The sequence below is a fragment of the Amycolatopsis sp. A1MSW2902 genome (assembly GCF_017312175.1).
Classification (GTDB): Bacteria; Actinomycetota; Actinomycetes; order Mycobacteriales; family Pseudonocardiaceae; genus Amycolatopsis; species Amycolatopsis nivea.
Genome location: NZ_QJPO01000001.1, coordinates 4,153,975 through 4,175,258, shown reverse-complemented (window position 1 = coordinate 4,175,258; position 21,284 = coordinate 4,153,975). Strand labels below are relative to the sequence as shown.

Sequence of the window (21,284 nt, the reverse complement as noted above, 5' to 3'; positions counted from 1 at the left end):
CACGGAGGAGAAAACCATGACCACAGCGAATGAACACGAAATCGTCGTCGGCGTCGACGGGTCGGCGGGCAGCGCCGCGGCGGTCCGCTGGGCGCTGGCGGAAGCGAAGTCGAGCGGCCGGACGGTGGTGGCGTTGCGTGCCTGGACGTTCGACCCGCTCGGCGACCTCGAATCGGCGGTCACCCGTTCGCCGGACGACATCGCCGCTCGCTACCAGCACGAACTGGACCAAGTGCTGGACCAAGCACGGGACGAGGCCGAAGGGGTGCGAGTGCGCAGCGGCACGATCGACGGCGCGCCCGGCCCGGCACTGGTCCGCGCGTCGGCGGAGGCGGCGATGCTGGTGCTGGGCAGCCACGGGCACAGCCGGGTGCTGCGCATGCTCGTCGGCTCGGTCTCCGAGTACTGCCTGCGGCACGCGCGCTGCCCGGTGGTCATCGTCCCGGCCCGGTCGGCCGAAGAACGGGAACCACTGCCGGAAGCGGCCGCGGGCGCGTACTACCCCGGACCCCTGTTGTGAGGAGCGGAAAATGAAGAGAACACGCCGGATCCGCTCGGTGATGACGACCGATGTCGCACAGGTCGTGCCGGGCACGTCGTTCAAGGCCGTCGCCGCACTGCTGGAAGAACGCGGCGTCGGCGGGGCGCCGGTCGTCGACAAGGACGGCCGCGTACTCGGGGTCGTCTCGCGCGGCGATCTGCTGGAGCGCAACGTCGAGCACCACGGCATCGGACCGCAGGCACGACGCGGCAAGCACAAGGCGGAAGCGCTTTTCGCGGCCGACCTGATGACGGCGCCACCCGTCACGGTGGACGTGGAGGACGACGTCGTGCGCGCGGCCCAGCTGATGGAGAAGCACCGGGTGCACCGGCTGCCAGTGCTCGAAGCCGACGGGACGCTGGCCGGGATCGTGTCCCGGGCGGACCTCGTGCGGGCGTATTTGCGTTCGGACAACGACATCCGCGAGGAAGTGCGCGACGAGGTCTTGAAACAGGAGATGTGCCTCGACCCGTCCACGCTGTACGTCTCGGTGCACGACGGGGTGGTGTCGCTGAGCGGGGCCGTCGAGCGGTACAGCATGATCGGGGTGATCAAGGCCCTGATCAGCCGGGTCGACGGGGTGGTCGAGGTGCGGGAGCACCTGCGGGCGGAGCTGGACGACCGGAACATCGGGCCGGGCGTGCCCGCGGCGGGCGGGATGTTCCCGGACCGGTCGATCCATCGTCCGTGAGCCAGGCCGGAACGTACGTGAGGGCCTCCCTGAGGGAATCAGATTCCGTCAGGGAGGCCCTCACGTACTTCGGCGGGTGCGGAGAGCCACCCGGCCCGGCCGATACTGCGCATCGCGGTAAGGCCGCCGCACGCCACAGCTGTTGAGAAGACCCGAATGTGGCATTGGATGCGTGCGACGCACCCAATGCCACATTGGTTGCGTTCCGGCGGCCGGGCTCGTTCGCGAACGTTCGCCGGACCGCGGCTCACTCGCGGAACAAAGCGACCTTCAGCGCACCGCTGTCCTGCGGATGCGCGAAGACGTCATACGCCTCGTCCATCTCCTGCAACCCGAACCGGTGCGTGACCATCCGGCTGACGTCGAGGTGTCCGGCGGCGAGCATCCGCAGCAGCATCGGCGTGCTGGAGGTGTCGACCAGGCCGGTGGTGATGGTGACGTTGCGGATCCAGAGCCGTTCGAGGTGCAGCGTGGCCGGTTTGCCGTGCACGCCGATGTTCGCGACCCGGCCGCCGGGGCGGACGAGCTCGGCGCACAGTTCGAACGTCTCCGGGACGCCGACGGCTTCGAGGGCCACGTCCGCACCGAGCCCGCCGCCTGCTTCGCGTACCGCGGCCTCCGCTTCCGAGGGCTGGACCGTCACGTCGGCACCAGCCGCTTTGGCTGCCGCGAGCCGGGCGGGTTCCTTGTCGATCACGATGATCGACGACGGGCTGTAGAGCCGGGCCCCGGTGATCGCCGCGAGGCCGATCGGGCCAGCCCCGACGATCGCCACGACATCACCGGGGCGGACCTGTCCATTGAGGACTCCTACCTCGTAGGAGGTGGGGAGGATGTCGGCCAGCAACAAGGCCGCTTCGTCGCTCACCGACGGCGGCAGCAGGTAGACGGAGGTGTCGGCGAACGGGACGCGGGCGAATTCCGCCTGCACGCCGTCGACCAGGTGGCCGAGGATCCAGCCGCCTCCGCCGAGGCATTGGCCGTAGCTGCCGCGGCGGCAGTATTCGCAGCGGCCGCAGGCGCTGATGCAGGACACGAGCACGCGGTCGCCCGGCTTGACCGAGGCGACCACGTCGCCGGTGCGCACGACGGTGCCGACCGCTTCGTGGCCGAGGATCCGGCCGCGTTCGACCTCGGGGACGTCGCCTTTCAGGATGTGCAGGTCGGTGCCGCAGATGGTGACGGCGTCGATCCGGACGATCGCGTCGGTCGGCGCGAGGATTTCCGGGTCCGGGCGGTCGGTCCAGGACCGGCGACCGGGGCCGTCGTACACGAGTGCCTTCACAGTTCCTCCTTCACAGGACTGCGGGCGTCCGCCGGCACGGCGGACGCCCGTGGACGGTTCAGCGCAGCCAGGTCCGGTCGCCGACGAAGGCGGCCCAGCGGCGGCCGATTCCCCACGTGTCGCCGGCGCAGGCGGCGGCGAGCACGATCAGGACAAGGGCGTAGACCAGGTGGTAGTCGAGGAACGGGTTGGCCGAATGCGTGGCCGCTCCCGCGCCGGTGCTGCGGGCAGGCGGCCATTCCGCGGCCCACATGAGCAGCATCAGCAGGGTCCCGGAGACCGCGGCGATCCGCAGTCCGGCCCCGGCGGCCAGCGCCAGCCCGATGCCGAGCAGGCTCAGCATGAACAGCCAGTCGGCCCACCACGTTCCGGCCCACGCGTGGAACATCGACGCGAACGGGCCGACGTCGACCTTGCTCAGGAAGCCGTTGGTGGGCGAGCCGCCGTGGATCCAGGCTCCGGCGGCGGGCGTGGAGTAGCCCAGGCCGAGCAGTTTGTCGGCGAAGGGCCACAGGAACAGGAATCCGGCGGCGATCCGCAGGACCGCGAGCGACCGGGCCCCGTAGCTCGCCCAGGGCGGCTGCGCGACCGTCTCGTTGCGACCGGCCGGAGTCCGGCTCGCCGGGGGTGTGCTGTGCTGGGATTTGACGGACATGGGGACCTCCATTCGTCTCTGGCCCGAGTCTGATCCGCCGGGCCAATGCGGCTCTGGAGCCGAAAGTCCTCGTCGGACAGGCCGTTGGGCGCGGACCGCCGAGGAGGGGCCGAAGGTCCATGCACGAGGGGACCGACGCCGCTGCCGCCCGGTGCCGTCCGCGCCTACCGTCCGGAGGGAAAACCCGGCTGGACAAGGAAAGGCGGAACCGATGACCGAACCCGCACTCGTCGCCGCAGTCGACGGCTCGCTGGCTTCCCTGCACGCGGTCGGGTGGGCGGCGCGCGCCGCGGCGGGACGCGGGGTTCCGCTGCGCCTCGTGCACGTCCTCGACGAGCTGGCCCTCGACTTCCCCCGTCCATTGCCGACAGTGGAGAACTTCGGCAAGGTGCTCACCGCGCGCGGGCACCGGATCCTGCGCACCGCCCGCGACGCCGCCCAGGAAGCGGTCCCCGGACTGACTCCGGATCTGGTGCTGCTGCGCGGAATCGTCGGGAAGTGCCTCGCCGCGCAGTCCCGCGGGGCGGTGCTGCTGGTGCTCGGGACCCCCGGACTGCGTCCGCTGGGCCGGATCCTGCTCGGCTCGGTGTCGATCTCTCTCGCTGCGCACGCGGACTGCCCGGTGGCGCTCGTCCGGCCGCACGCGGGCGACGAAGAGCCGCCGGCGACCGGACCGGTCGTCGTGGGAGTCGACGGTTCGCCGTCGAGCGAACTGGCGCTGGGGACGGCGTTCGAGGAAGCCGCGTGGCGGAACGCTCCGCTGACCGCGGTGCACTGCTGGGACGACCGGCTGCTGTCGGCGATCTTCCGGGAGAACCGCTGGAACGCCGACAGCGGGATCGAGCAGGAGGCGCACGTGGTGCTCGCCGAGCGGGTCGCCGGGTGGGCGGAGAAATATCCCGGCGTCGATGTGCGGCAGCTGGTGGTGCGCGGCCGTCCTGCCGAGCAGTTGCTGGACCTGGCGGACCGGGCGCAGCTGCTCGTCGTGGGCAGCCGCGGACGCGGCGGGTTCGGCGGACTGCTGCTCGGGTCCACGAGCCAGGCGGCGATGTCCTACGCGCTGTGCCCGGTCATCGTCGCCGGTTCCGGCGAGGAACCGCCCGGCCCCAGCGGAAATACGCCAGCGGACCCGCGAAGTTGACCGCGATCGCTACCGCCCAGGCGGATTTCGGGCCGTTGACCCCGTCCTCGGGCCGTTTCGCGAGATCCCACCAGGCGGCCGCGGCCAGCAGTACCTGCACCGCGGCGGCGGCCAGGACGGTCCGCCGCTGCGCGGGGGAGAGATCGGAAAACTTCCGGTGTGCTCGCATGGGCTCCTCCTCCTGGTCGGGCTCCCAGGCAACACCGCCGCGAGACCGGCGGGGAAGGGGAGAACGGCCCGGCTCCCGGGGACCGCGGACTCCGGCCGCCCGGCGAGGGAAAGCATACGGTGCAACGAAAACTCGGAGGTGCTGTGATGACCGGACTGCTGGTCTCGGAGGTGATGAACTGGCCGGTGGTGACTGCCGCGCCGGACACGCCGTTCAAGGAACTGGTCGATCTTCTCGCCGCCAACCGCATTTCGGCGGTGCCGGTGACCGACGGGTCGGGGCGGCCGGTCGGGGTGGTTTCGGAGCAGGAACTGCTCGCCCGGTACGACAGCCGGGCCGAAGGACCCCCGCCCGGCTTTTTCGCCTCTCCTCGCCGCCGTCGCCGCTGGGCGCGAGCGCGGGGCCGGCGGGCCCTCGACGTGATGCGCACCCCGGTGCGCATCGTCCGGCAGGACGAACCGCTGGCCGATGCGGCGCGGTGGATGGTCGAGGCGAACCTGCGCCGGTTGTTCGTCGTCGACGGTTCCGGATCGCTCACCGGAGTGCTCGCCCGCCGGGACGTGCTCGCGGTGTTTCTCCGGCCGGACGCGGAAATCAAGGAAGCGGTCGAACGCCGGGTGCTGCGCGAGGCGCTGTGGGCGGACCCCGCGACGACGTCGGTGCGGGTGGACGACGGCGTGGTCACCTTGACCGGGACCGTCGACAGCCCCGGCGAGGTGCAGCGTGCCGAGCTGCTGACCGAGGTGCTGCCCGGAGTGGTGGGCGTGCGCAACCGGCTGCAGTACGCGGGGGACCGGCACGAGGCCACCGCCCAGGGGTGAGACGGCAATGCCAGGGCACAGACGACAATCCTGCTCACAATGGGCCCGGCAGGAGCCGTGCCGGGCCGCTTGGCGTGGGCAGCCGAACGCATAGCGCCGCCCTGAGCGCCTGGCATCGGCGGTGCGACGACCGTGAAGGCCGCCCCGGCACTGCCGGGGCGGCCTTCACGGTTTTCAGCCTCAGCTGAGGGCTCGCCCGATGGTTTCGGCGAGCTCGACGGTGCGGGCCGCGTAGCCCCATTCGTTGTCGTACCAGCCGAAGACCTTGACCAGATGGCCCTCGGCCTTGGTCAGGCCGGCGTCGAAGACGCACGACGCGGGGTCGCCGATGATGTCGCGCGACACCAGAGGAGCTTCGGAGTAGCGGAGGATGCCCTTGAGCGGTCCGTCGGCGGCCTGGGCGAACGCGCGGTTGAGTTCGTCCGCGGTGACGTCCCGCTCGAGTTCCACGGTCAGGTCGGTGAGCGAACCGTCCTCGACCGGGACCCGGATCGCGACCCCGTCGAGCTTGCCCGCCAGCGCCGGGAGGACCTCGCCGATCGCCCGTGCGGCTCCGGTGCTCGTCGGGATCAGGTTCACCGCGGCCGACCGGGCCCGGCGCGGGTCCCGGTGCGGCCGGTCGAGCAGCGCCTGGTCCCCGGTGTAGCTGTGGATCGTGGTGAGCAGCCCGCGCCGGATCCCGAACGCTTCGTGCAGCACCTTGACCATCGGCGCGGCGCAGTTCGTGGTGCACGAGGCGTTGGAGACCACGTCGTGGCGCGCCGGGTCGTAGTCGCCGTCGTTGACGCCGAGCACCAGCGTCGCGTCGAGTCCCTTGCCCGGCGCGGAAACGATCACCTTCCGCGCGCCCGCCGCGAGATGCCCGGCGGCCGCCTCGCGGGTGCGGAAGCGGCCGGTCGATTCGATCACGACCGACACGCCGAATTCGTGCCACGGCAGCTTCGCCGGTTCGGTCTCGGACGTCACCTGCACGGTCCGGTCGCCGACCTCGATCGCGTCGCCGATCACCCGCACCGGCAGCCGCAGCGGACCGTAGGTGGAGTCGTGCGCGAGCAGGTGGGCGAGAGCGTCCGGGGTGGTGACGTCGTTGACCGCGACCACCTCGACCGGGCTGTCCGGCCGTTCCAGGACACGGCGCAGGAAATCGCGGCCGATACGGCCGAATCCGTTGATGCCGACTCGAACGGTCATGGTTTCTCCATCAGGGTGTCGGTGGTCCGGTGAGTGATTTCGGGACCGTGGCGGAAAGCGGCTCGTCCGGCGCGGAGGGGAAGGCCGAGCCGGAACCGGGCGGAAAGCGCGGTCTCGGCGAGCCGTGCGCCGGCGCGCCAGAGGACGCTGGTGCTGACCCAGTACCGGGCCGACGCCTCGTCGACGTGCGCGGGATCGCCGCCGGGGGAGAGCGGAATCTGGGCGAAGGCGGCGTCGTCGAGCATGTCCAGCACGTGCCGCACGACCGGGACGCGCCGGGCGGACAGCTGCGCCCCGGTCCGATGGGCGATAATCGCCGCGGCGACCGCGTCGGCCTGCAGCAGGGCGAGATGTCCCAGCTTCAGCGGAAAGTCCCCAGCGTCGCCGGGCGCGTAGACCTCCGGGCGCCCAGTCACCGCGCGAGTGTCCGGGTCGCACCTCAGGAACCCTCGGTCGTCGGCAGGCAGTCCGGCGTAGCCGACGGAAGCAACCTGCGGAGGGAACGCGACGAGCACGTCGAATTCCCGGACGGAGCCGTCGGCGAACACGGCGCTGCGCTCGGCCGCCTCGGCGAGCGTCGACGCGGTGCGGCTGTCGATGCCGCGCGCTTCGAACTGCCGGGACATAAGTGCGTGCAGCTTGGGGCCGAAGGCCTGGACGTAGGTCTCTTCGCAGGTGTCGAAGGCGATCTCCACGTTGTCGCGGATTTGCTTGCGGCGCAGCCAGGTGTCGAGCATCAGCGCGAGCTCGTACAGCGGGGCCGCGCAGTGATTGCCCGGCGGCAGCGCGAAAAGCACTCGCTGCGGCCGGCCGTGCCGGGCGTTCCGGGCCGCCCAGCGCAGATCCTCGCCGAGCTGGTGCAGCGCGCCCGGAGTCGCGATCGAGTGCGCGTGTTCGGCGAGTCCGGGGATCTCCTCCGGCCGGCTCGCCGCTCCGGTGGCGACGACGAGCCGGTCGTAGGCCATCGGCCCGCGGGAGGTGTGCACCTGCCCGCGGTCGAGGTCGATCCCTTCGGCGGTCGCGATCACCGTGCCGATGCCGCGCCGCCGGAACGCGCGGTGCAGCGGAACGTGCAGCGGTTCTTCGGCGGCTCCGAACGGCAGCCGGACCGTTCCGGGGCGGAACAGGAAATCGTCGCGTTCGGACACCACGGTGACGCCCACGTCGTCCTCGCTCGCCCGGGCGCGGAGCCGGAACGCTGTTTCCAGCCCGGCGAAACCGCTGCCCAGAACGACGACCTCGCTGCGTGCCATGCTGTCTCCTCCCTTTCCCCGCCCACCGTGCCCGCGCTCGCCGGAGGTACGGCAGGGACGTTGGCGGGCAGGGCGAGGGACGTTCGTCCTCCGGTCACGAGCACTGCGCGAGATGCGCGAGCGCGGTTTCGACCGTGTCGGCCGGCGTTCCGGTCGTGTCGAGCGGGAACGCCGAGGGCCACGGCGCGGCGTCTTCCGCCATTTCGCGGGCGACGGCGGGACCGGCGTCGGACAGCGATCCGGTCCGGGTCGTCAGCCTGCGTTCGCGCAGGCCGTCAGGTGCGGTGCAGCGCAGTGCGCACAGCCTGCTGCCGGACTGTGCCGCGACGGCGGCGATGGCTTCTCTTTCGTGCGCGGAGGTCCACGACGCGTCGAGAACGACGGTCTCGCCGAGTTCGAGCAGCGCGGCTGTGCGCCGGGCGAGTTCGGAGTAGGTCAGCGCGGTCCATGAGGGCGTGTAAATCCCGTGCCGGTAGTCGGAGGGAACGTGGTGTTCCGGGTCGATTCCGGCGATTTCCTTGCGGATCCGGTCGCTCTGCAGCAGGGTCGCGCCGAGCGCGTCGGCGACGCGGGCGGCCACCGTGGACTTTCCCGAACCGGGCAGACCGCCGACCAGCACCGTCCGGACCTCGCCCGCGCGGAGATGGCGAAGCGTTGTTTCCGCGTACGCGCGAGCGAGCTCCGCGGCCGCCGGATGTCCTTGCGCGTGGCGGAGACAGGCGACCTTCACCCGCACGAACGCGCGGTAGGCGAGATAGTGGTGCCGCAGTGCCGGCGGAGCGTTGTCCCCGGAGAATTCGGCGTACGCGGCGAGCAGTTCGGCAGCGAGTGCGGGAGCGCCGAGCCGTTCGAGGTCCATCGCGAGGAACGCGACGTCGTCCAGTCCGTCGACGTACCGGAGATGGTCGTCGAATTCCAGGCAGTCGAGCACACGAGGGCCGTCTTCGAGGCAGAAGATGTCGTCGGCGATCAGGTCGCCGTGGCCGTCGACGACCCGGCGCTCGGCGATGCGGCGGGCGAAGAGCGGAGCGCGTCCGGCGAGGAACACGTCGGTGCGGCTCTCGATTTCCTTGCCGGTCGCCGCGTCCAGCACGACCCCGTGGAACGGCCGCACCTGGTCGAAGCTCGCGTGCCAGCGGAGGCGCACCGCGTCGCGCGTGCCGTCGGCGTCGATCTCGAGGCCGCGGTGCGCGCCCGCGTGGAAGGCCGCGAGCAGCCGGGCGAGCGAGCGGATGACCGGTCTGAGCGGTTCGCCGCGCCGCACCAGCTCGGAGAGTCTCTGGTCGTCCGGCATCCGGCGCATCGCCACGAGGTGGTCGCAGACCGCGCCGTCCGGGCCGGTCACGGCGGCGACTCCGAGATAGACGTCGGGCGCGAGCCTGCGGTTGAGCTCGACCTCGCGGCGGCACACCCGCTCGCGCACCCCCGGATCGGTGAAATCGAGGAAGCCGAGGTCGACGGGTTTCTTGAGTTTCCACGCCCGGTCTCCGGCGAAGAACACCGCGCCGCTGTGCGTCTCCCGCGCTCCGGCCCACGGTTGGGTTTCGGTCATGCCGCCCACCCTCGTGGCCGCGCGGGCGGGCCGGAAAGGGTGCTTGGTCCTCCCGGAGGTGCCGTTGGGCCCGGGCCGCCCAGCCGGGGACCTTGGTCCCTTGACCCGGTGGCTTGCGGCCGGAGCGCGGAGCGGGCCGGACGGGGTTGGCTCAGGTGGTCCGCTACGACAGGAGTGACCGCCATGGAGAAGACAGCCGCCGCGACCGGCTGCCGGTCCGGCGAGTGGACGCTCGCCGAAGCGGAGGTGCTGGGCCGCTCGGTGCTGCGCGCCCCCTCGGTGCACAACACGCAGCCCTGGCGGGTCGAACTCGTCGACGGCGCGGTTCTGCTGCGGGAGCGCACCGACGTCGCACTCCCGCAGCACGATCCCCTCCGCCGCGACCTGGCGATGTCCTGCGGGACCGCGCTGGCGAACCTCGAGCTGGCCGTGCGGGTGCTCGGCAGGCGGGCGGAAGTCGCCGTGCTGCCAGACCCGGAGCAGCCCGACCTCGTCGCGCGGGTCGAGTCGGCGGAGCCGTTGCCGCCGACGGATCAGGAACTGCAGCGGTACGGGGCGATCATGGTGCGGCGCAGCCACCGCGGGGCGTTCACCGGACTGCCGGTCAGCGCGCAGCAGACCGCGCGGGTCGCCGCGGCCGCCGTGACGACCGGGGTGGAAGCGACGCGACTGGGCGCGATGGAGCGGCTGGCGAAGCTCTTCGAACATGCGGCGCATGCGCTTCAGAACGACGGCGCCTACCAACGCGAACTCGCGCTCTGGACGATCCGGGACGAGACCGCGCACCGGCACGGGGCGGGAATCCGGTTCTCCGCGCTGCCGCCCGGCGAACTCCCGTGGGCCGGGCTGGTGCGGCGGGCGACGGTCGTGCCGGACCCGGTCGTGCTGCGGGAACGGCTCGAGGCCGAGACTCTGCTGCTGTTCACGACCGCCGACGACGCGCGCATCGACCACATCCGCGCCGGGTACGCGCTGGAGCGCTGCTGGCTCGAAGGGGTGACCCTCGGTCTCGCCGGCGCGGTGCTGACCCAACCGTTGCGTGTGCCGGAAGTGCGTTCGTCGCTGTGCGAGGACTACCAGCTCGCGGGTTTCCCGCAGGCGCTGCTGCGGCTGGGACGCACGACCCGGGTAGCGCCGTCGAGCCTGCGCCGCGGCGTGGCTGAAGTCCTCGGACCGAAGTGGCGGGAGCGGTGATGAACACCGACCCGGTTCTGGTCGGCGTCGACGGGAGCGAGTCCGCCGCGGCGGCTGTCCGGTGGGCGGCGCGCGAGGCGGTCTTGCGGCACGTTTCGCTGACCGTGCTCACGGCGTTCGGGTTCGCCGACGGCAGCTTCGCCGGCGGCCGGTATCCGCCGGTGGACTGGCTGGAGGCGAAGGAAGCCGTCGCGGAGGATCTGCTGCGCACCGTCCGGGAGGACCTCGCGGCGGTCGAACCGGGGGTCCGGATCGCGTTCGAGACGAGCCCGGCGGGGCCTGAGGCGGCGCTGCGGGAAGCCTCGGAGAAGGCGCAGCTGCTGGTGCTCGGCGCACCGACCGGAACCCTGTCCGGGCTTCTCGCGGGCTCGCCGGACATCGACCTTGCCGCGCACGCGCACTGCCCGGTCGTGGTGGTTCGCGGCTCGGTCCGCCCGGACGGCCCGGTCGTCGTCGGAGTCGACGGCAGCCCGCTCAGCGACGCGGCGGTTGCCTGTGCTTTCGCGGAGGCCGCGGTGCACGGCGTGCCGCTGGTCGCGGTGCACGCCTGGCTCGACGCCGACCGCACCCGGCTGTTCGGCGACCGCGATTTCCCGTTCGAGGCACGGGAAGCCGAGCATCGCCTGCTGGCGCAACGACTGGCCGGCTACGGCTCGCTCTACCCGGACGTGCGCGTCGAGCAGATCGTCGAGCAGGACCGCCCGCGCGACCGGTTGCTCGAATGGAGCGCCCGGGCCTCGCTCGTGGTGCTGGGCAGCCGCGGCCGGGGCGGGTTCACGGGCATGGTGCTCGGCTCGACGAGCCACGCGCTGCTGCACCACGCCGGATGCCCGGTGCTGGTTGTCCGGTCCTCGGCGGCGCGACGCGGGCGTTGAGATCCCTCGCCGAGAAGGCACCGCCCTGCTCCCGGCTGAGGCGCGCGTGATCGCCTCACGTATCTGAGTCCTGAGAAGCTCGCCCGGACCTGACGCACGGTGCCAAGAGGACATTGGTCCTTCCCTCCGGTGACCCCGGACCGGCGTGCCGAGGCTGCCTCGATGCCTATTTTCGAGGCAGCACAAGACAAGGGCGGGCCGGAAGAACGGCGGAGGAGGGATGAAGACGATCACGACACCGGTTTCCGAGGTGATGACGGCCCGCCCGGTCTGCGCGCGGGCCGAGACGCCGGTGAAAGAAATCGCCGCGATGCTGGCTCGGGAGGGGATCAGCGCGGTCGCGGTGGTCGACCACGCCGGGGCGCTCGTCGGCGTGGTGTCCGAAAAGGACTTGCTGCCGATGGTGCGGGGCGGCCGGTTCCGGTGGTGGCGCCGGAGGGACGCGCGGAAAGCCGGGGCGCGGAGCGCGCGCGAGGTGATGACGAGTCCGGTCGTCACGGTCGCCGCGGACGAGACCGTGTCCGAAGCGGCGGCCAAATTGGACAAGACCGGGCTGCGCCGGTTGTTCGTCGTCGAGGACGGCCGTCCGGCGGGGGTCGTCGCCCGGCGCGACGTGCTGCGCGCGCTGACTCGCCCGGACCCGGAGATCGAGCGCGACGTGGTGACCGGCGTCCTGTACGAGACGCTGCACCTCGGCCCGGACCGGGCGCGCGCCATGGTGCACGCCGGAGTGGTGACCGTCGCCGGCCGGGTGGAGCGGCGCAGCGAGATCGCTCCGGTCACCCGGCTGATCGAAGCCGTCCCCGGCGTGGTCGCGGTCTGCAATGGCCTCGACTACGTCTGGGACGACGTCGCCTGACGCGAGTGGCCGCGAAACGCGACGGCGCGGCTGCCCCGGGCGGTCTACGAGGCGGAGCTGGCGCGCCTGCAGATCGAACTGGTGAAACTGCAGGAATGGGTGCGCCACGAAGGAGCCCGCCTCGTCGTGGTGTTCGAGGGGCGCGACGCGGCGGGCAAGGGCAGCACGATCAAACGCTTCACCGAGCACCTCAACCCTCGTGTGGTGCGGATCGCCGCGCTGCCCCGGCCCACTGACCGGGAGTCCACCCAGTGGTACTTCCAGCGGTACGTCGCGCAGCTGCCCGCGGCCGGGGAAATCGTGCTGTTCGACCGAAGCTGGTACAACCGCGCGGGCGTCGAGCGCGTGCTCGGGTTCTGCACTCCTGAGCAGTACCAGCGATTCTTGCGGCAGTGCCCGATCCTCGAACGCCTGCTGGTCGAGGACGGGCTGCTGCTGCGCAAGTACTGGTTCTCGGTGAGCCGGGACGAACAGGAACGCCGCTTCCGCGCGCGGATCGAGGATCCGCTCCGCCGGTGGAAACTGTCCACTGTGGACCTCGAATCGGTGTCGAGGTGGGACGACTACTCGCGGGCCAAGGACGACATGTTCGTGCACACCGACACCCCCGACTGTCCGTGGTACGTCGTGGACGGCGACGAGAAACGGCGCGGCAGGCTCAACATGATCGCCCACCTCCTGGCCAGCGTGCCGTACCGGGAAATCCCGCCTCCGCCGGTGAAACTGCCGCCCCGTCCGCACGGTTCCGGCTACGCCCGGACCGACCGGCGCTTGCTGCACGAGGTGCCGGACCACGCGGCGACCCTCGGGTGACGACATTCCGCTTTCGTCCCCGTGGGAAGGGACTTCGGGCTCTGACCCGCCCCGGCGCCCCCGCGTGACAGTGGAAGGGGCCGCCGGGACCGGCGGCGGAACGGGAGGCAAGCGGTGACCGCGAACAAGCCCGGCGGCGTAGTGCTCGCCGGGATCGACGAATCGGAGTCGGCTCTGGCCCCGGTCCGCTGGGCGGCCGCGGAAGCGAGGCGGCGGGATTGCCGGCTGGAGCTGTTCCACGCCGGGATCGGCGAAACCGTCGACGTTTCCGGGAAGGTCGCGGAGCAGAAGGCGGACGAGCTGTTCGGCCGCGCTCACCGCTGGCTGACCTGGGCCGCGGAGGCGGCCGAGAACGCGGCGCCGGGAGTGCGGACCCAGGTGGTCGCCCGCGTCGGGTTCGCGGCCGACCTGCTGATCGAACGTTCCCGGTCGGTGTCGCTGGTCGTGCTCGGTTCGCACGGGCTCGGCGGGCTCCGCGGCGCGGCGATCGGCTCGGTTGCCTTGCGCGTCGCGGCGAGCGCGTCCTGTCCGGTGGTCGTCGTGCGCGGGCGAGCGGTTCCCGACGGCGCGGTCGTGGTCGGCGTGGACGGGGACGAGCGCGTTCTCGCATTCGCCTTCGACGCGGCAGCGAGCAGGAAGGCGGAGCTGGTCGCGGTGCGCGCTTGGCACGGGACGCCGTTCGACGAGCCCGGGCGCCCCGAGGCGGAGGAACGCGCGCTGCGCGAGCACATCGCCGCCTGGGCGGAGAAATACCCGTCGGTCGAGGTCCGCACGCTGGCGGTGCGGGAGCGTTCGGCCGCGCGGGCGCTGATGGCCGTCGAGCCCGCGCAGCTGGTCGTGATCGGCAGCCGCGGCCGCGGCCCGGTCGCGGGCGGGCTGCTCGGGTCGACCGGGAACCGGCTGCTGGCGCACTCGGCGTGCCCGGTCGCGGTGGTGCACTGAGCCGCCAGTCCCACGAGGAGCGAGGAGAAAGCCGTGCGAGCACGGGACATCATGACCCGGCCGGTGGTCCGGGTCGGACCGGGAACGCCGGTCCGCGAGGCGATCGCGCTGCTCACCGAGCATTGTGTCGCGGCGCTGCCAGTGGTCGACGAGGGCAACCGGGTCGTCGGCATCTTCACCGAGGCGGACGCGCTGGCCGGCGTGCTGACCGGCGAGCCGGTCGCCCCGGAGCTGCGAGTGGACGCCGTGATGACCAAATCGGTCGAGACCGTCGACCTCGACGCCGACGGGAGCGACATCGCCGCGCGGATGCTGCTCGACCGGTTGCGCAGTGTCCCGGTAGTCGACGACGACGGGCTGGTCGGGATCGTGAGCCGCCGCGACCTGCTGGCGTCGCTGGTCCGCCGCGACGACGCGATCGCGTCCCGGCTGCGCGCGCTGCTGAGCGACTACGCCGGGCACCGGGACCGGTGGGACGTGTCCGTCGCCGGCGGAGCAGTGACCGTCCGCGGTGAGTTCGCCGACGAAGCCGAGCGCCGCTTGGTAACGGCTCTCGCGCGGACCGTCGAAGGCGTGGTGGCAGCAGAGCTTTGCCCGCCGCGGAGAGCGTGAGACCGAGGAGGAGAAATGCACGCACAGCCCGGTGACTGGCTGGTGGTCAAAGGCGTCCGGCTCGATCTGCCGGAGCAGCGCGGCCGGATCGTCGCGACTGGAAAGCCGGACGGCAGCCCGCCGTTCACGGTGCGCTGGCTCGCCGACGACCGGGTCACGACGGTGTTCCCCGGATCGGACGCGGTCGTGCTCACCGAAACCGAGATAGCCGAACAGGACCGGAAGGAACGCAGCCGGTTCGAGCGGCTGCGCGCGCTGCGGCGGGCCAAGAGAGGAGCGCACGATGCGCGGACCTGACGAACGCGTGGTAGTGGCTGGGATCGACGGTTCCGAGTCGGCGCGCAACGCCGCCGTGTGGGCGGCCGGGGAAGCACACCACCGGGGCGCGCCGCTGCGGCTGGTGCAGGCCTACCTGATCCCGTCGCCGGGCATCACCGGTCCGTTCGTGGCCGGAGTGCGCACCGGGTTCCAGGGACAAGGCGAGACCTGGCTCGACGAGGCCGAGGCCGCGATCCGGCGGCAGTGGCCCGCGGTGCGGGTGCAGCGGGTCGTCGCCGAGGGAAACCCGGTCGCTGTGCTGCTGCGGGAAAGCCGCGGCGCGGAGCTCGCGGTGCTGGGTTCGCGCGGGCTCGGCGGATTCACCGGCCTGCTGGTCGGATCGACGGCCGTGGCGCTGGCGGCGCACGCGCTGTGCCCGGTCGTGGTCGTGCGCGGGCGCATGCCGGACGATGTCCCGCCCGCGGCCGGACCGGTCGTGGTCGGACTGGACGGAGCGGCCGACAGCGACGACGCGCTCGGGTTCGCCTGTGCCGAAGCGGCCGCGCGGAAGACGTCGCTCACCGTTGTGCACACCTGGAACGAACTGACCCTGGACGGGTCGCTGCGGGCCATGGAGATCGTGCCGGACGAGATCGAGGCGGGCGAACGCTGCCGGATCGAGGGCCAGCTGGCGCTGTGGCGGGAGAAGTTCCCGGACCTGCGGATCGACGTCGAGATCGTGCGCGGGCGGCCGGTCCGCACCCTGCTGGAGTACGGCGAAGACGCCCAGCTGGTCGTCGTCGGCAGCCGCGGCCGGGGCGGATTCACCGGGATGCTGCTCGGCTCCACCAGCCAGGCCCTGCTCGCCCACTCGACCTGCCCGGTGGCGGTCGTGCGGCCGAGGAGCCTGCCGTGAGCGCGTTGCACGGCCGGGCCGCGCAACGGTTGCTCGCGACCTACGAGACGGTATTCGCGGCGAGTGCGCTGGTCGGCGGAATCTGCCTGATGGCAGGCGCCCCGGGATTCCGGCTGCCGCTGTCGGCCCTCGTGCCGCTCGGGCTGTCCAGCTGGGCGCTGCCCGGGCTGGCGCTCGTGATCGCGATCGGCGGCACGCTCGCCTGGGCCGCGTTCGCGGCGTGGCGCGGGGATCCGGGGGCGCATTGGTTCGGGTACGCCGCGAGCGTCGTGCTCGCCGGCTGGCTGGCGATTCAGTTCGTCGTGCTGGGCTTCCGCGAGCCGGTGCAATGGGTGACGCTCTCCCTGGCCGTGGTGCTGGTCCTGCTGAGCAGGCTCGCGCAGCGGGCGGTGCGGTCGTGACCCGCGCGGCGCGGCCGGTGACGTACTACGACACGACCGGCCTGCGGTTGCGGCGGAACGGAATGGCGATCAGCCGCACGGGCAGCGCGTGGCAGCTCGATCTCGGCGACGGCCGGGGATGCCGGGTCGAGGCTCCCGGCGTGGACCAGGTGCCGCACGAGCTGTCGCGGCTGGTCCGCGCGTACAGCCGGGACCTGGAACTGGTCCCGGTGCCAAGGCAGGACGGCACCGGACCGGGCGTCGGCGAGGAGTCTGGCACGGCTCGGCAGGTGGTGCTCGCCTACCTGGAACGCGAGGTCGGAGCACTCGCGCGCGCCGACCTCGCAGTGCGGCTGGAAGAGCCCGAGGGCGTGCACGACTTGCGAGTGGCTGCCCGGCGGATCCGCGCCACACTAAGGACTTTCGCGCCGGTGCTCGGCGGGAGGCTCGCCGGGAGGTTCGGGTCGGCGTTGCGCTGGCTCGGCGCGAGCGCAGGACCGGCCAGAGACGTCGAGGTGCAACGGGCCCGGTTCTTCGCCGCGTTGGACAAGCTGCCGTCCGATGCGGTCGAGGACGAGGTGCGCGTAGCCGCGGAGCAGGTTTTCACCGCGCAGGCGGAGGAAGCCGCCGCCGAGTGCGCGGTCGTCCTCGACTCGCCGCGGTACCTGCAACTGCTGAACGCACTGGACGTGTTCGTGGTCGTGCTGCGCGAGCAAAGCACTGGTGCGCAAGGGAAACGCGCGCGACGACCGGCAGAGAAGGTGCTTCCGGAACTGGTCTGGAAGGTGGTCGCGGAAACCGATGCGCGCGTCGGCACGGGAGACGTGCACGCAGTACGCAAGAGCGTGAAACGGCTCCGGTACGCCGTCGAGGCGGCGGGCGCGGCGCTGCCGGTCGAGCAGGACCAGGTACTGAAACGCCTGCGGGGACTGCAGGAACTGCTCGGCGAGTACCAGGACGCAGTGGTCGCGCAGGACAGGCTGCGGCCGCTTGTCGAGGCAGGCGAGGGGACGCGGGCCCACGCCCTGGTGCTGGAAGCCGAGATCCGCTGCGCCCAGCAGTGCGCCGAGGCGCTTCCCGCGGCGTGGCGCGAGGTGTACCGGCAACTGGCGCCGTTGCGGCGCGGATGACGTTGGTCCTTCGCACCGGTGACTCCGGACCGGCGTGCCAGACCGGTTTCGTTGCCTATTTTCGAGGCAGCACAAGGAAAGGACGGACCTGATGCGCGCACGCGATCTGATGTCCGCACCGGTCGAGACGGTGCATCCGTGGACTCCCGCCAAGGAGGCGGCCGAAATCCTGTCCGAACACGGCTTCACCGCGCTGCCGGTGGTGGACGACGACGACCGGTTGACCGGCATCGTCACCGAGGCGGATCTGATCCGCGGCCGGATCCCGTCCGATGCGCGGTCGGAGCACCTGCACCCGTACCACCCGGGCGCGATCGACACGACGGTCGGCGCGGTGATGACGTCTCCGGCGACGGCGATGTCGTCCGGCACCGACGTCGCCGACCTGTGCCAGGCGCTGGTGGACGCGCGGATCCGGGCGATGCCGATCGTCGACGGCAGCAGGGTGATCGGCATCGTGACGCGCGGCGACGTCGTGCGCGTGCTCGCCCGGGAAGACCGCGCGATCGCCGCGGACGTGCGGCACCGGCTGGAGATTTACGGCGGCACGGGCCGCTGGGAGGTCGAGGTGCACGACGGGATCGTGCGGATCGCCGACCGCTACGACGACGAAACCGATCGCCACGTCGCGACGTTGCTGGCACTGGCGGTGCCCGGCGTGGTCGGAGCGGACATCGTGTCCGCGGAACAGGAAGTGGGACGATGACTGACCGGACTCGCACGGTGCTCGTAGGGATCGACGGCTCGGAGGGGGCGGCGGAAGCCGTCCGCTGGGCCGCTCGGCTCGCCTCGGGCCGCGATCTCGAACTGGAGCTGGTGCACTGCCTGCAGCTGGCGGGGCTCGTCTACGGCGGCGGTCTCGCCGGCAGCCAGGTGCTCTTCGAGGGCATCCAGCAGGACGGCGACCGCATCGCGGCCGAGGCGCGCGAGCTGGCACTGTCCGTGGACCGCTCGCTCGAGGTCCGCACCGAGGTGTTCACCGATTCCGCGCCGGCCCTGCTGATCGACCGCTCCAAGAAGGCCCGGATGCTCGTGCTCGGCCGCACCGGGACCGGCGGCTTCACCGGCATGCTCGTCGGAGCCACGACCTCGGCGGTGGCAGGCCACGCCGCCTGTCCGGTGGCGGTGATCCGCGGGCGCCACGGCGACGGCCCGGTGCCGCAGGACGGCCCGGTGGTGGTCGGCGTCGACGGCAGCCCGAACAGCGAGGCGGCGATCGCGGTCGCGTTCGAGGAGGCCAGTTTCCGGCAGGTCCCGCTGGTCGCGGTGCACGCCTGGGCCGACGTGGTCTACGACTCGACCGACAGCGCGGCGCGGCTCCTCCCGCAGTGGGAAACCTTGCAGCCCACTGAGGAACGACTGCTGGCGCAGCGGCTCGCGGGCTGGCAGGAGAAGTACCCGGACGTCGAGGTGCGGCGGAAGTTGGTCCGCGACCGGCCGCGGCACGTCCTGCTCGACGAGTCCGACCGGGCGCAGCTGCTGGTCGTCGGCAGCCGCGGGCGCGGCGGGTTCGCCGGGATGCTGCTGGGCTCGACCAGCCAGGCGCTGGTGCACCACTCCTCGTGCCCGGTGCTCGTGGTGCGGCCGGGGCGGAACCGGTGACCGCGGTCGACGCTCCCGCGGCAACGCTCAGCGGACAGGAACTCGCGCAGGTCGACGCCCAGTGGCGCGCCGCGAACTACCTCGCCGCGGGGCAGATCTACCTGATGGGCAACCCGCTGCTGCGGGAACCGCTGGAGCCCGGGCAGGTCAAGCCGCGGCTCCTCGGGCACTGGGGCACCTCGCCCGGCCTGAACTTCGTTTACGCCCACCTCAACCGCGCGATCCTGGCACACGACCTCGACGCGATGTTCGTGACCGGCCCGGGACACGGCGGCCCGGCGCTGCTGGCGAGCACCTGGCTGGAGGGCAGCTATTCGGAGGTGTGGCCGGAGGTCTCGCGCGACGCCGAGGGGATGGACCGGTTGTTCCGCCAGTTCTCGTTCCCCGGCGGGGTGCCGAGCCACGTGTCCCCGCACGTGCCCGGGTCGATCCACGAGGGCGGCGAACTGGGGTACTCGCTCGCGCACGCGTTCGGCGCCGCGTTCGACAACCCGGGCCTGCTCGTCGCGTGCGTCGTCGGCGACGGAGAGGCGGAGACCGGACCGCTGGCGACCAGCTGGCAGGCGAGCCGGTTCCTCGACCCGCGCCGCGACGGCGCGGTGCTGCCGATCCTGCACCTGAACGGCTACAAGATCGCGAATCCGACGGTGCTGTCCCGGATCCCGCCGTCCGAATTGGACTCGCTGCTGCGCGGCGCGGGCTGGGCCCCGGTGTACGTCGAGGGCGACGAGCCGGTGGCGATGCACCAGGCGATGGCCGCCGCGCTCGACGCGGTGGTCGCCGATCTGGCCCTGCTCCGCCGCGGCGGAGCGGGACCGTGGCCGATGATCGTGCTCCGGTCGCCGAAAGGCTGGACCGGACCGGCCACCGTGGACGGTCAGCAGGTCGAAGGGACCTGGCGGGCGCACCAGGTGCCGCTGACGCAGGTTCGGGAGAATCCGACGCACCTGCGGCAGCTGGAAAACTGGCTGCGGTCCTACCGGCCGGAAGAGCTGTTCGACGCCGCCGGCCGCCCGGCCGCTGCGGTCACCGCCCTGATCCCGGCCGGTGCGCGACGGATGGGCGCGAACCCGCACGCGAACGGCGGCGTGCTGCTGCGCCCGCTTTCGCTGCCGTCGGTCGCCGAACACGCCGTGCCGGTCTCGGCCGCGGGGGAGAGCACCTCGGAGCCGACCCGGGTGCTGGGCCGCTTCCTCCGGGAAGTGTTCCGCCGCAACGCCGAACGCGCGAACTTCCGGCTGTTCGGACCGGACGAAACCGCCTCGAACCGGCTCGAGGCGGTGTACGACGTGACCGCGAAAACCTGGGAACTGCCGCCCGGCCCGCCGTCCGACCACCTCGCGCCGGACGGGCGCGTCATGGAGGTGCTCTCGGAACACCTCTGCCAGGGCTGGCTCGAGGGTTACCTGCTCAGCGGCAGGCACGGGCTGTTCTCCTGCTACGAGGCCTTCGCGCACATCGTGGACTCGATGGTGAACCAGCACATCAAATGGCTGCGCATGCACCGCGAAATCCCGTGGCGGCGGCCGGTGGCGTCGCTGAACTACCTGCTGACCTCGCACGTCTGGCGACAGGACCACAACGGTTTCTCCCACCAGGACCCCGGTTTCGTGGACCACGTGGCGAACAAAGCCCCGGAGGTCGTGCGGGTGTACTTCCCGCCGGACACCAACACGCTCCTGGAAGTGGCCGCGCACTGCCTGCGCAGCCGGGACTACGTGAACGTGGTGGTCGCGGGCAAGAACGAGACGCCCGACTGGCTCGCCCCGGAAGAAGCCGCGCTGCATTGCGCACGGGGCCTCGGCATCTGGGAATGGGCCAGCACGCACGCGGACCGGGAACCGGACGTCGTCCTCGCGTGCGCGGGCGACGCCCCGACCCTGGAAATCCTCGCGGCGGCCGCGATCCTGCGCGAGGAACTGCCTTCGCTGGCGGTTCGCGTGGTGAACGTGGTGGACCTGATGCGGCTGCAACCGGAAGCCGAACACCCGCACGGCCTGAGCGACTGGGAGTTCGACGCGCTGATCACCCCGGACCGCCCGGTGATCTTCGCCTACCACGGATACCCGTGGCTGATCCACCGGCTGGCCTACCGCCGGACGAACCACGCCGGCCTCCACGTCCGCGGCTACACCGAACACGGCACCACGACGACGCCGTTCGACATGCTGGTGCGCAACCGGATGGACCGGTTCCAGCTCGTGATCGACGTCCTGGACCGCGTCCCGGGACTGCTCGCGACGACCGGCCCGCTGCGGCAGCGGATGACGCGCACGCAGGAACGGCACCGGCGGTGGATCGTCGAGCACGGGGAGGATCTGCCCGAGGTGCGGGAATGGCGGTGGCCTGGGCAGTAATCGTCCGGCTGAGCTGCGCGGCGGGCGTGCGGTTTTCCGTGCACCCG

23 protein-coding genes are annotated in these 21,284 nt (G+C 71.9%); 17 read left to right on the top strand and 6 right to left on the bottom strand.

The features are described 5' to 3' along the window. The first annotated feature begins 16 nt into the window (after positions 1-16). Both DMP23_RS19225 and DMP23_RS19220 read left to right on the top strand, forming a co-directional pair. A complete protein-coding gene (locus DMP23_RS19225; protein ID WP_238606298.1) occupies positions 17-520 on the top strand; it encodes a universal stress protein in 504 nt (167 codons plus the stop codon). A gap of 10 nt (positions 521-530) precedes the next feature. Further along, positions 531-1,232 (top strand): CBS domain-containing protein, encoded by a 702-nt coding sequence (locus DMP23_RS19220; RefSeq protein ID WP_337821927.1) that lies wholly within the window; start codon positions 531-533, stop codon positions 1,230-1,232. A 247-nt stretch (positions 1,233-1,479) separates the two neighbouring features. On the opposite strand, the gene DMP23_RS19215 is transcribed toward DMP23_RS19220, so the two are convergent. Next, positions 1,480-2,517 (bottom strand): zinc-dependent alcohol dehydrogenase family protein, encoded by a 1,038-nt coding sequence (locus DMP23_RS19215; RefSeq protein WP_337821926.1) that lies wholly within the window; start codon positions 2,515-2,517, stop codon positions 1,480-1,482. A gap of 58 nt (positions 2,518-2,575) precedes the next feature. After that, positions 2,576-3,172 carry a hypothetical protein gene (locus DMP23_RS19210; RefSeq protein ID WP_238606302.1) on the bottom strand — a complete coding sequence of 199 codons (597 nt, stop codon included), beginning with the start codon at positions 3,170-3,172 and terminating at the stop codon, positions 2,576-2,578. 211 nt (positions 3,173-3,383) lie between these two features. Here DMP23_RS19210 and DMP23_RS19205 point away from each other — a divergent pair, with 211 nt between their 5' ends. After that, positions 3,384-4,313 (top strand): universal stress protein, encoded by a 930-nt coding sequence (locus tag DMP23_RS19205; RefSeq protein ID WP_337821925.1) that lies wholly within the window; start codon positions 3,384-3,386, stop codon positions 4,311-4,313. Here DMP23_RS19205 and DMP23_RS19200 read toward each other — a convergent pair. Beyond that, a complete protein-coding gene (locus tag DMP23_RS19200) occupies positions 4,243-4,482 on the bottom strand; it encodes a PLDc N-terminal domain-containing protein (protein WP_337821924.1) in 240 nt (79 codons plus the stop codon). The genes DMP23_RS19205 and DMP23_RS19200 overlap by 71 nt on opposite strands. A 146-nt stretch (positions 4,483-4,628) precedes the next feature. Here DMP23_RS19200 and DMP23_RS19195 point away from each other — a divergent pair, with 146 nt between their 5' ends. After that, positions 4,629-5,303: a CBS domain-containing protein gene (locus DMP23_RS19195; protein WP_337821923.1), complete on the top strand. Its 675-nt coding sequence runs from the start codon at positions 4,629-4,631 to the stop codon at positions 5,301-5,303. A gap of 180 nt (positions 5,304-5,483) precedes the next feature. Here DMP23_RS19195 and gap read toward each other — a convergent pair whose 3' ends face one another. The 3 genes from gap to DMP23_RS19180 all read right to left on the bottom strand — a co-directional run bounded on the left by gap (position 5,484) and on the right by DMP23_RS19180 (position 9,299). Next, positions 5,484-6,494 (bottom strand): type I glyceraldehyde-3-phosphate dehydrogenase, encoded by a 1,011-nt coding sequence (gap, locus tag DMP23_RS19190; protein ID WP_337821922.1) that lies wholly within the window; start codon positions 6,492-6,494, stop codon positions 5,484-5,486. Further along, positions 6,491-7,747: an NAD(P)/FAD-dependent oxidoreductase gene (locus DMP23_RS19185; RefSeq protein ID WP_337821921.1), complete on the bottom strand. Its 1,257-nt coding sequence runs from the start codon at positions 7,745-7,747 to the stop codon at positions 6,491-6,493. The genes gap and DMP23_RS19185 overlap by 4 nt, the downstream gene beginning before the upstream one ends. A gap of 94 nt (positions 7,748-7,841) precedes the next feature. Continuing rightward, entirely contained in the window at positions 7,842-9,299 is a 1,458-nt protein-coding gene (locus DMP23_RS19180) for a bifunctional aminoglycoside phosphotransferase/ATP-binding protein (RefSeq protein ID WP_337821920.1), read from the bottom strand. Between the two features lie 183 nt (positions 9,300-9,482). Between DMP23_RS19180 and DMP23_RS19175 the strand changes: the two genes are divergently transcribed. The 13 genes from DMP23_RS19175 (at position 9,483) to DMP23_RS19115 (ending at position 21,237) form a co-directional block, all read left to right on the top strand. Further along, entirely contained in the window at positions 9,483-10,493 is a 1,011-nt protein-coding gene (locus tag DMP23_RS19175; RefSeq protein WP_337821919.1) for an Acg family FMN-binding oxidoreductase, read from the top strand. Beyond that, positions 10,493-11,368, top strand: a complete 876-nt coding sequence (locus tag DMP23_RS19170; RefSeq protein WP_337821918.1) for a universal stress protein — start codon at positions 10,493-10,495, stop codon at positions 11,366-11,368. Before DMP23_RS19175 ends, DMP23_RS19170 begins: the two co-directional genes overlap by 1 nt. Before the next feature lie 220 nt (positions 11,369-11,588). After that, a complete protein-coding gene (locus DMP23_RS19165; RefSeq protein WP_134661420.1) occupies positions 11,589-12,227 on the top strand; it encodes a CBS domain-containing protein in 639 nt (212 codons plus the stop codon). A gap of 30 nt (positions 12,228-12,257) precedes the next feature. After that, positions 12,258-13,040, top strand: a complete 783-nt coding sequence (gene ppk2 / locus DMP23_RS19160; protein ID WP_337824413.1) for a polyphosphate kinase 2 — start codon at positions 12,258-12,260, stop codon at positions 13,038-13,040. Positions 13,041-13,154: 114 nt separating this feature from the next. Then, positions 13,155-13,982 (top strand): universal stress protein, encoded by an 828-nt coding sequence (locus tag DMP23_RS19155; protein WP_337821917.1) that lies wholly within the window; start codon positions 13,155-13,157, stop codon positions 13,980-13,982. A gap of 33 nt (positions 13,983-14,015) precedes the next feature. Beyond that, positions 14,016-14,594 carry a CBS domain-containing protein gene (locus DMP23_RS19150; RefSeq protein ID WP_134661417.1) on the top strand — a complete coding sequence of 193 codons (579 nt, stop codon included), beginning with the start codon at positions 14,016-14,018 and terminating at the stop codon, positions 14,592-14,594. Positions 14,595-14,609: 15 nt separating this feature from the next. Next, positions 14,610-14,891: a DUF1918 domain-containing protein gene (locus tag DMP23_RS19145; RefSeq protein ID WP_134661416.1), complete on the top strand. Its 282-nt coding sequence runs from the start codon at positions 14,610-14,612 to the stop codon at positions 14,889-14,891. Continuing rightward, the gene (locus DMP23_RS19140; protein WP_134661415.1) at positions 14,878-15,768 is read left to right on the top strand and encodes a universal stress protein; all 891 of its coding nucleotides are present in this window, start codon (positions 14,878-14,880) and stop codon (positions 15,766-15,768) included. The genes DMP23_RS19145 and DMP23_RS19140 overlap by 14 nt, the downstream gene beginning before the upstream one ends. Next, the gene (locus tag DMP23_RS19135; protein WP_337821916.1) at positions 15,765-16,169 is read left to right on the top strand and encodes a hypothetical protein; all 405 of its coding nucleotides are present in this window, start codon (positions 15,765-15,767) and stop codon (positions 16,167-16,169) included. Before DMP23_RS19140 ends, DMP23_RS19135 begins: the two co-directional genes overlap by 4 nt. Further along, on the top strand, positions 16,166-17,278 hold the full coding sequence (locus tag DMP23_RS19130; RefSeq protein WP_337821915.1) for a CHAD domain-containing protein: 1,113 nt from the start codon (positions 16,166-16,168) through the stop codon (positions 17,276-17,278). The genes DMP23_RS19135 and DMP23_RS19130 overlap by 4 nt, the downstream gene beginning before the upstream one ends. A gap of 91 nt (positions 17,279-17,369) precedes the next feature. Beyond that, positions 17,370-17,984 (top strand): CBS domain-containing protein, encoded by a 615-nt coding sequence (locus tag DMP23_RS19125; protein ID WP_134661413.1) that lies wholly within the window; start codon positions 17,370-17,372, stop codon positions 17,982-17,984. Next, complete coding sequence (locus DMP23_RS19120) at positions 17,981-18,880, top strand: universal stress protein (RefSeq protein ID WP_337821914.1); 900 nt, start codon at positions 17,981-17,983, stop codon at positions 18,878-18,880. The genes DMP23_RS19125 and DMP23_RS19120 overlap by 4 nt, the downstream gene beginning before the upstream one ends. Beyond that, positions 18,877-21,237, top strand: coding sequence for a phosphoketolase family protein (locus DMP23_RS19115; RefSeq protein ID WP_337821913.1), 2,361 nt, complete (start codon positions 18,877-18,879; stop codon positions 21,235-21,237). Before DMP23_RS19120 ends, DMP23_RS19115 begins: the two co-directional genes overlap by 4 nt. The last annotated feature ends 47 nt before the right edge of the window (positions 21,238-21,284 follow it).

What these genes read in the sequence shown, in the direction of transcription:
- DMP23_RS19225 (WP_238606298.1), top strand. Translation starts at nt 17, where the DNA reads ATGACCACAGCGAATGAACACGAAATCGTCGTCGGCGTCGACGGGTCG.
- DMP23_RS19220 (WP_337821927.1), top strand. Translation starts at nt 531, where the DNA reads ATGAAGAGAACACGCCGGATCCGCTCGGTGATGACGACCGATGTCGCA.
- DMP23_RS19210 (WP_238606302.1), bottom strand. Translation starts at nt 3,172, where the DNA reads ATGTCCGTCAAATCCCAGCACAGCACACCCCCGGCGAGCCGGACTCCG.
- DMP23_RS19205 (WP_337821925.1), top strand. Translation starts at nt 3,384, where the DNA reads ATGACCGAACCCGCACTCGTCGCCGCAGTCGACGGCTCGCTGGCTTCC.
- DMP23_RS19200 (WP_337821924.1), bottom strand. Translation starts at nt 4,482, where the DNA reads ATGCGAGCACACCGGAAGTTTTCCGATCTCTCCCCCGCGCAGCGGCGG.
- DMP23_RS19195 (WP_337821923.1), top strand. Translation starts at nt 4,629, where the DNA reads ATGACCGGACTGCTGGTCTCGGAGGTGATGAACTGGCCGGTGGTGACT.
- gap (WP_337821922.1), bottom strand. Translation starts at nt 6,494, where the DNA reads ATGACCGTTCGAGTCGGCATCAACGGATTCGGCCGTATCGGCCGCGAT.
- DMP23_RS19185 (WP_337821921.1), bottom strand. Translation starts at nt 7,747, where the DNA reads ATGGCACGCAGCGAGGTCGTCGTTCTGGGCAGCGGTTTCGCCGGGCTG.
- DMP23_RS19180 (WP_337821920.1), bottom strand. Translation starts at nt 9,299, where the DNA reads ATGACCGAAACCCAACCGTGGGCCGGAGCGCGGGAGACGCACAGCGGC.
- DMP23_RS19175 (WP_337821919.1), top strand. Translation starts at nt 9,483, where the DNA reads ATGGAGAAGACAGCCGCCGCGACCGGCTGCCGGTCCGGCGAGTGGACG.
- DMP23_RS19170 (WP_337821918.1), top strand. Translation starts at nt 10,493, where the DNA reads ATGAACACCGACCCGGTTCTGGTCGGCGTCGACGGGAGCGAGTCCGCC.
- DMP23_RS19165 (WP_134661420.1), top strand. Translation starts at nt 11,589, where the DNA reads ATGAAGACGATCACGACACCGGTTTCCGAGGTGATGACGGCCCGCCCG.
- DMP23_RS19145 (WP_134661416.1), top strand. Translation starts at nt 14,610, where the DNA reads ATGCACGCACAGCCCGGTGACTGGCTGGTGGTCAAAGGCGTCCGGCTC.
- DMP23_RS19140 (WP_134661415.1), top strand. Translation starts at nt 14,878, where the DNA reads ATGCGCGGACCTGACGAACGCGTGGTAGTGGCTGGGATCGACGGTTCC.
- DMP23_RS19125 (WP_134661413.1), top strand. Translation starts at nt 17,370, where the DNA reads ATGCGCGCACGCGATCTGATGTCCGCACCGGTCGAGACGGTGCATCCG.
- DMP23_RS19120 (WP_337821914.1), top strand. Translation starts at nt 17,981, where the DNA reads ATGACTGACCGGACTCGCACGGTGCTCGTAGGGATCGACGGCTCGGAG.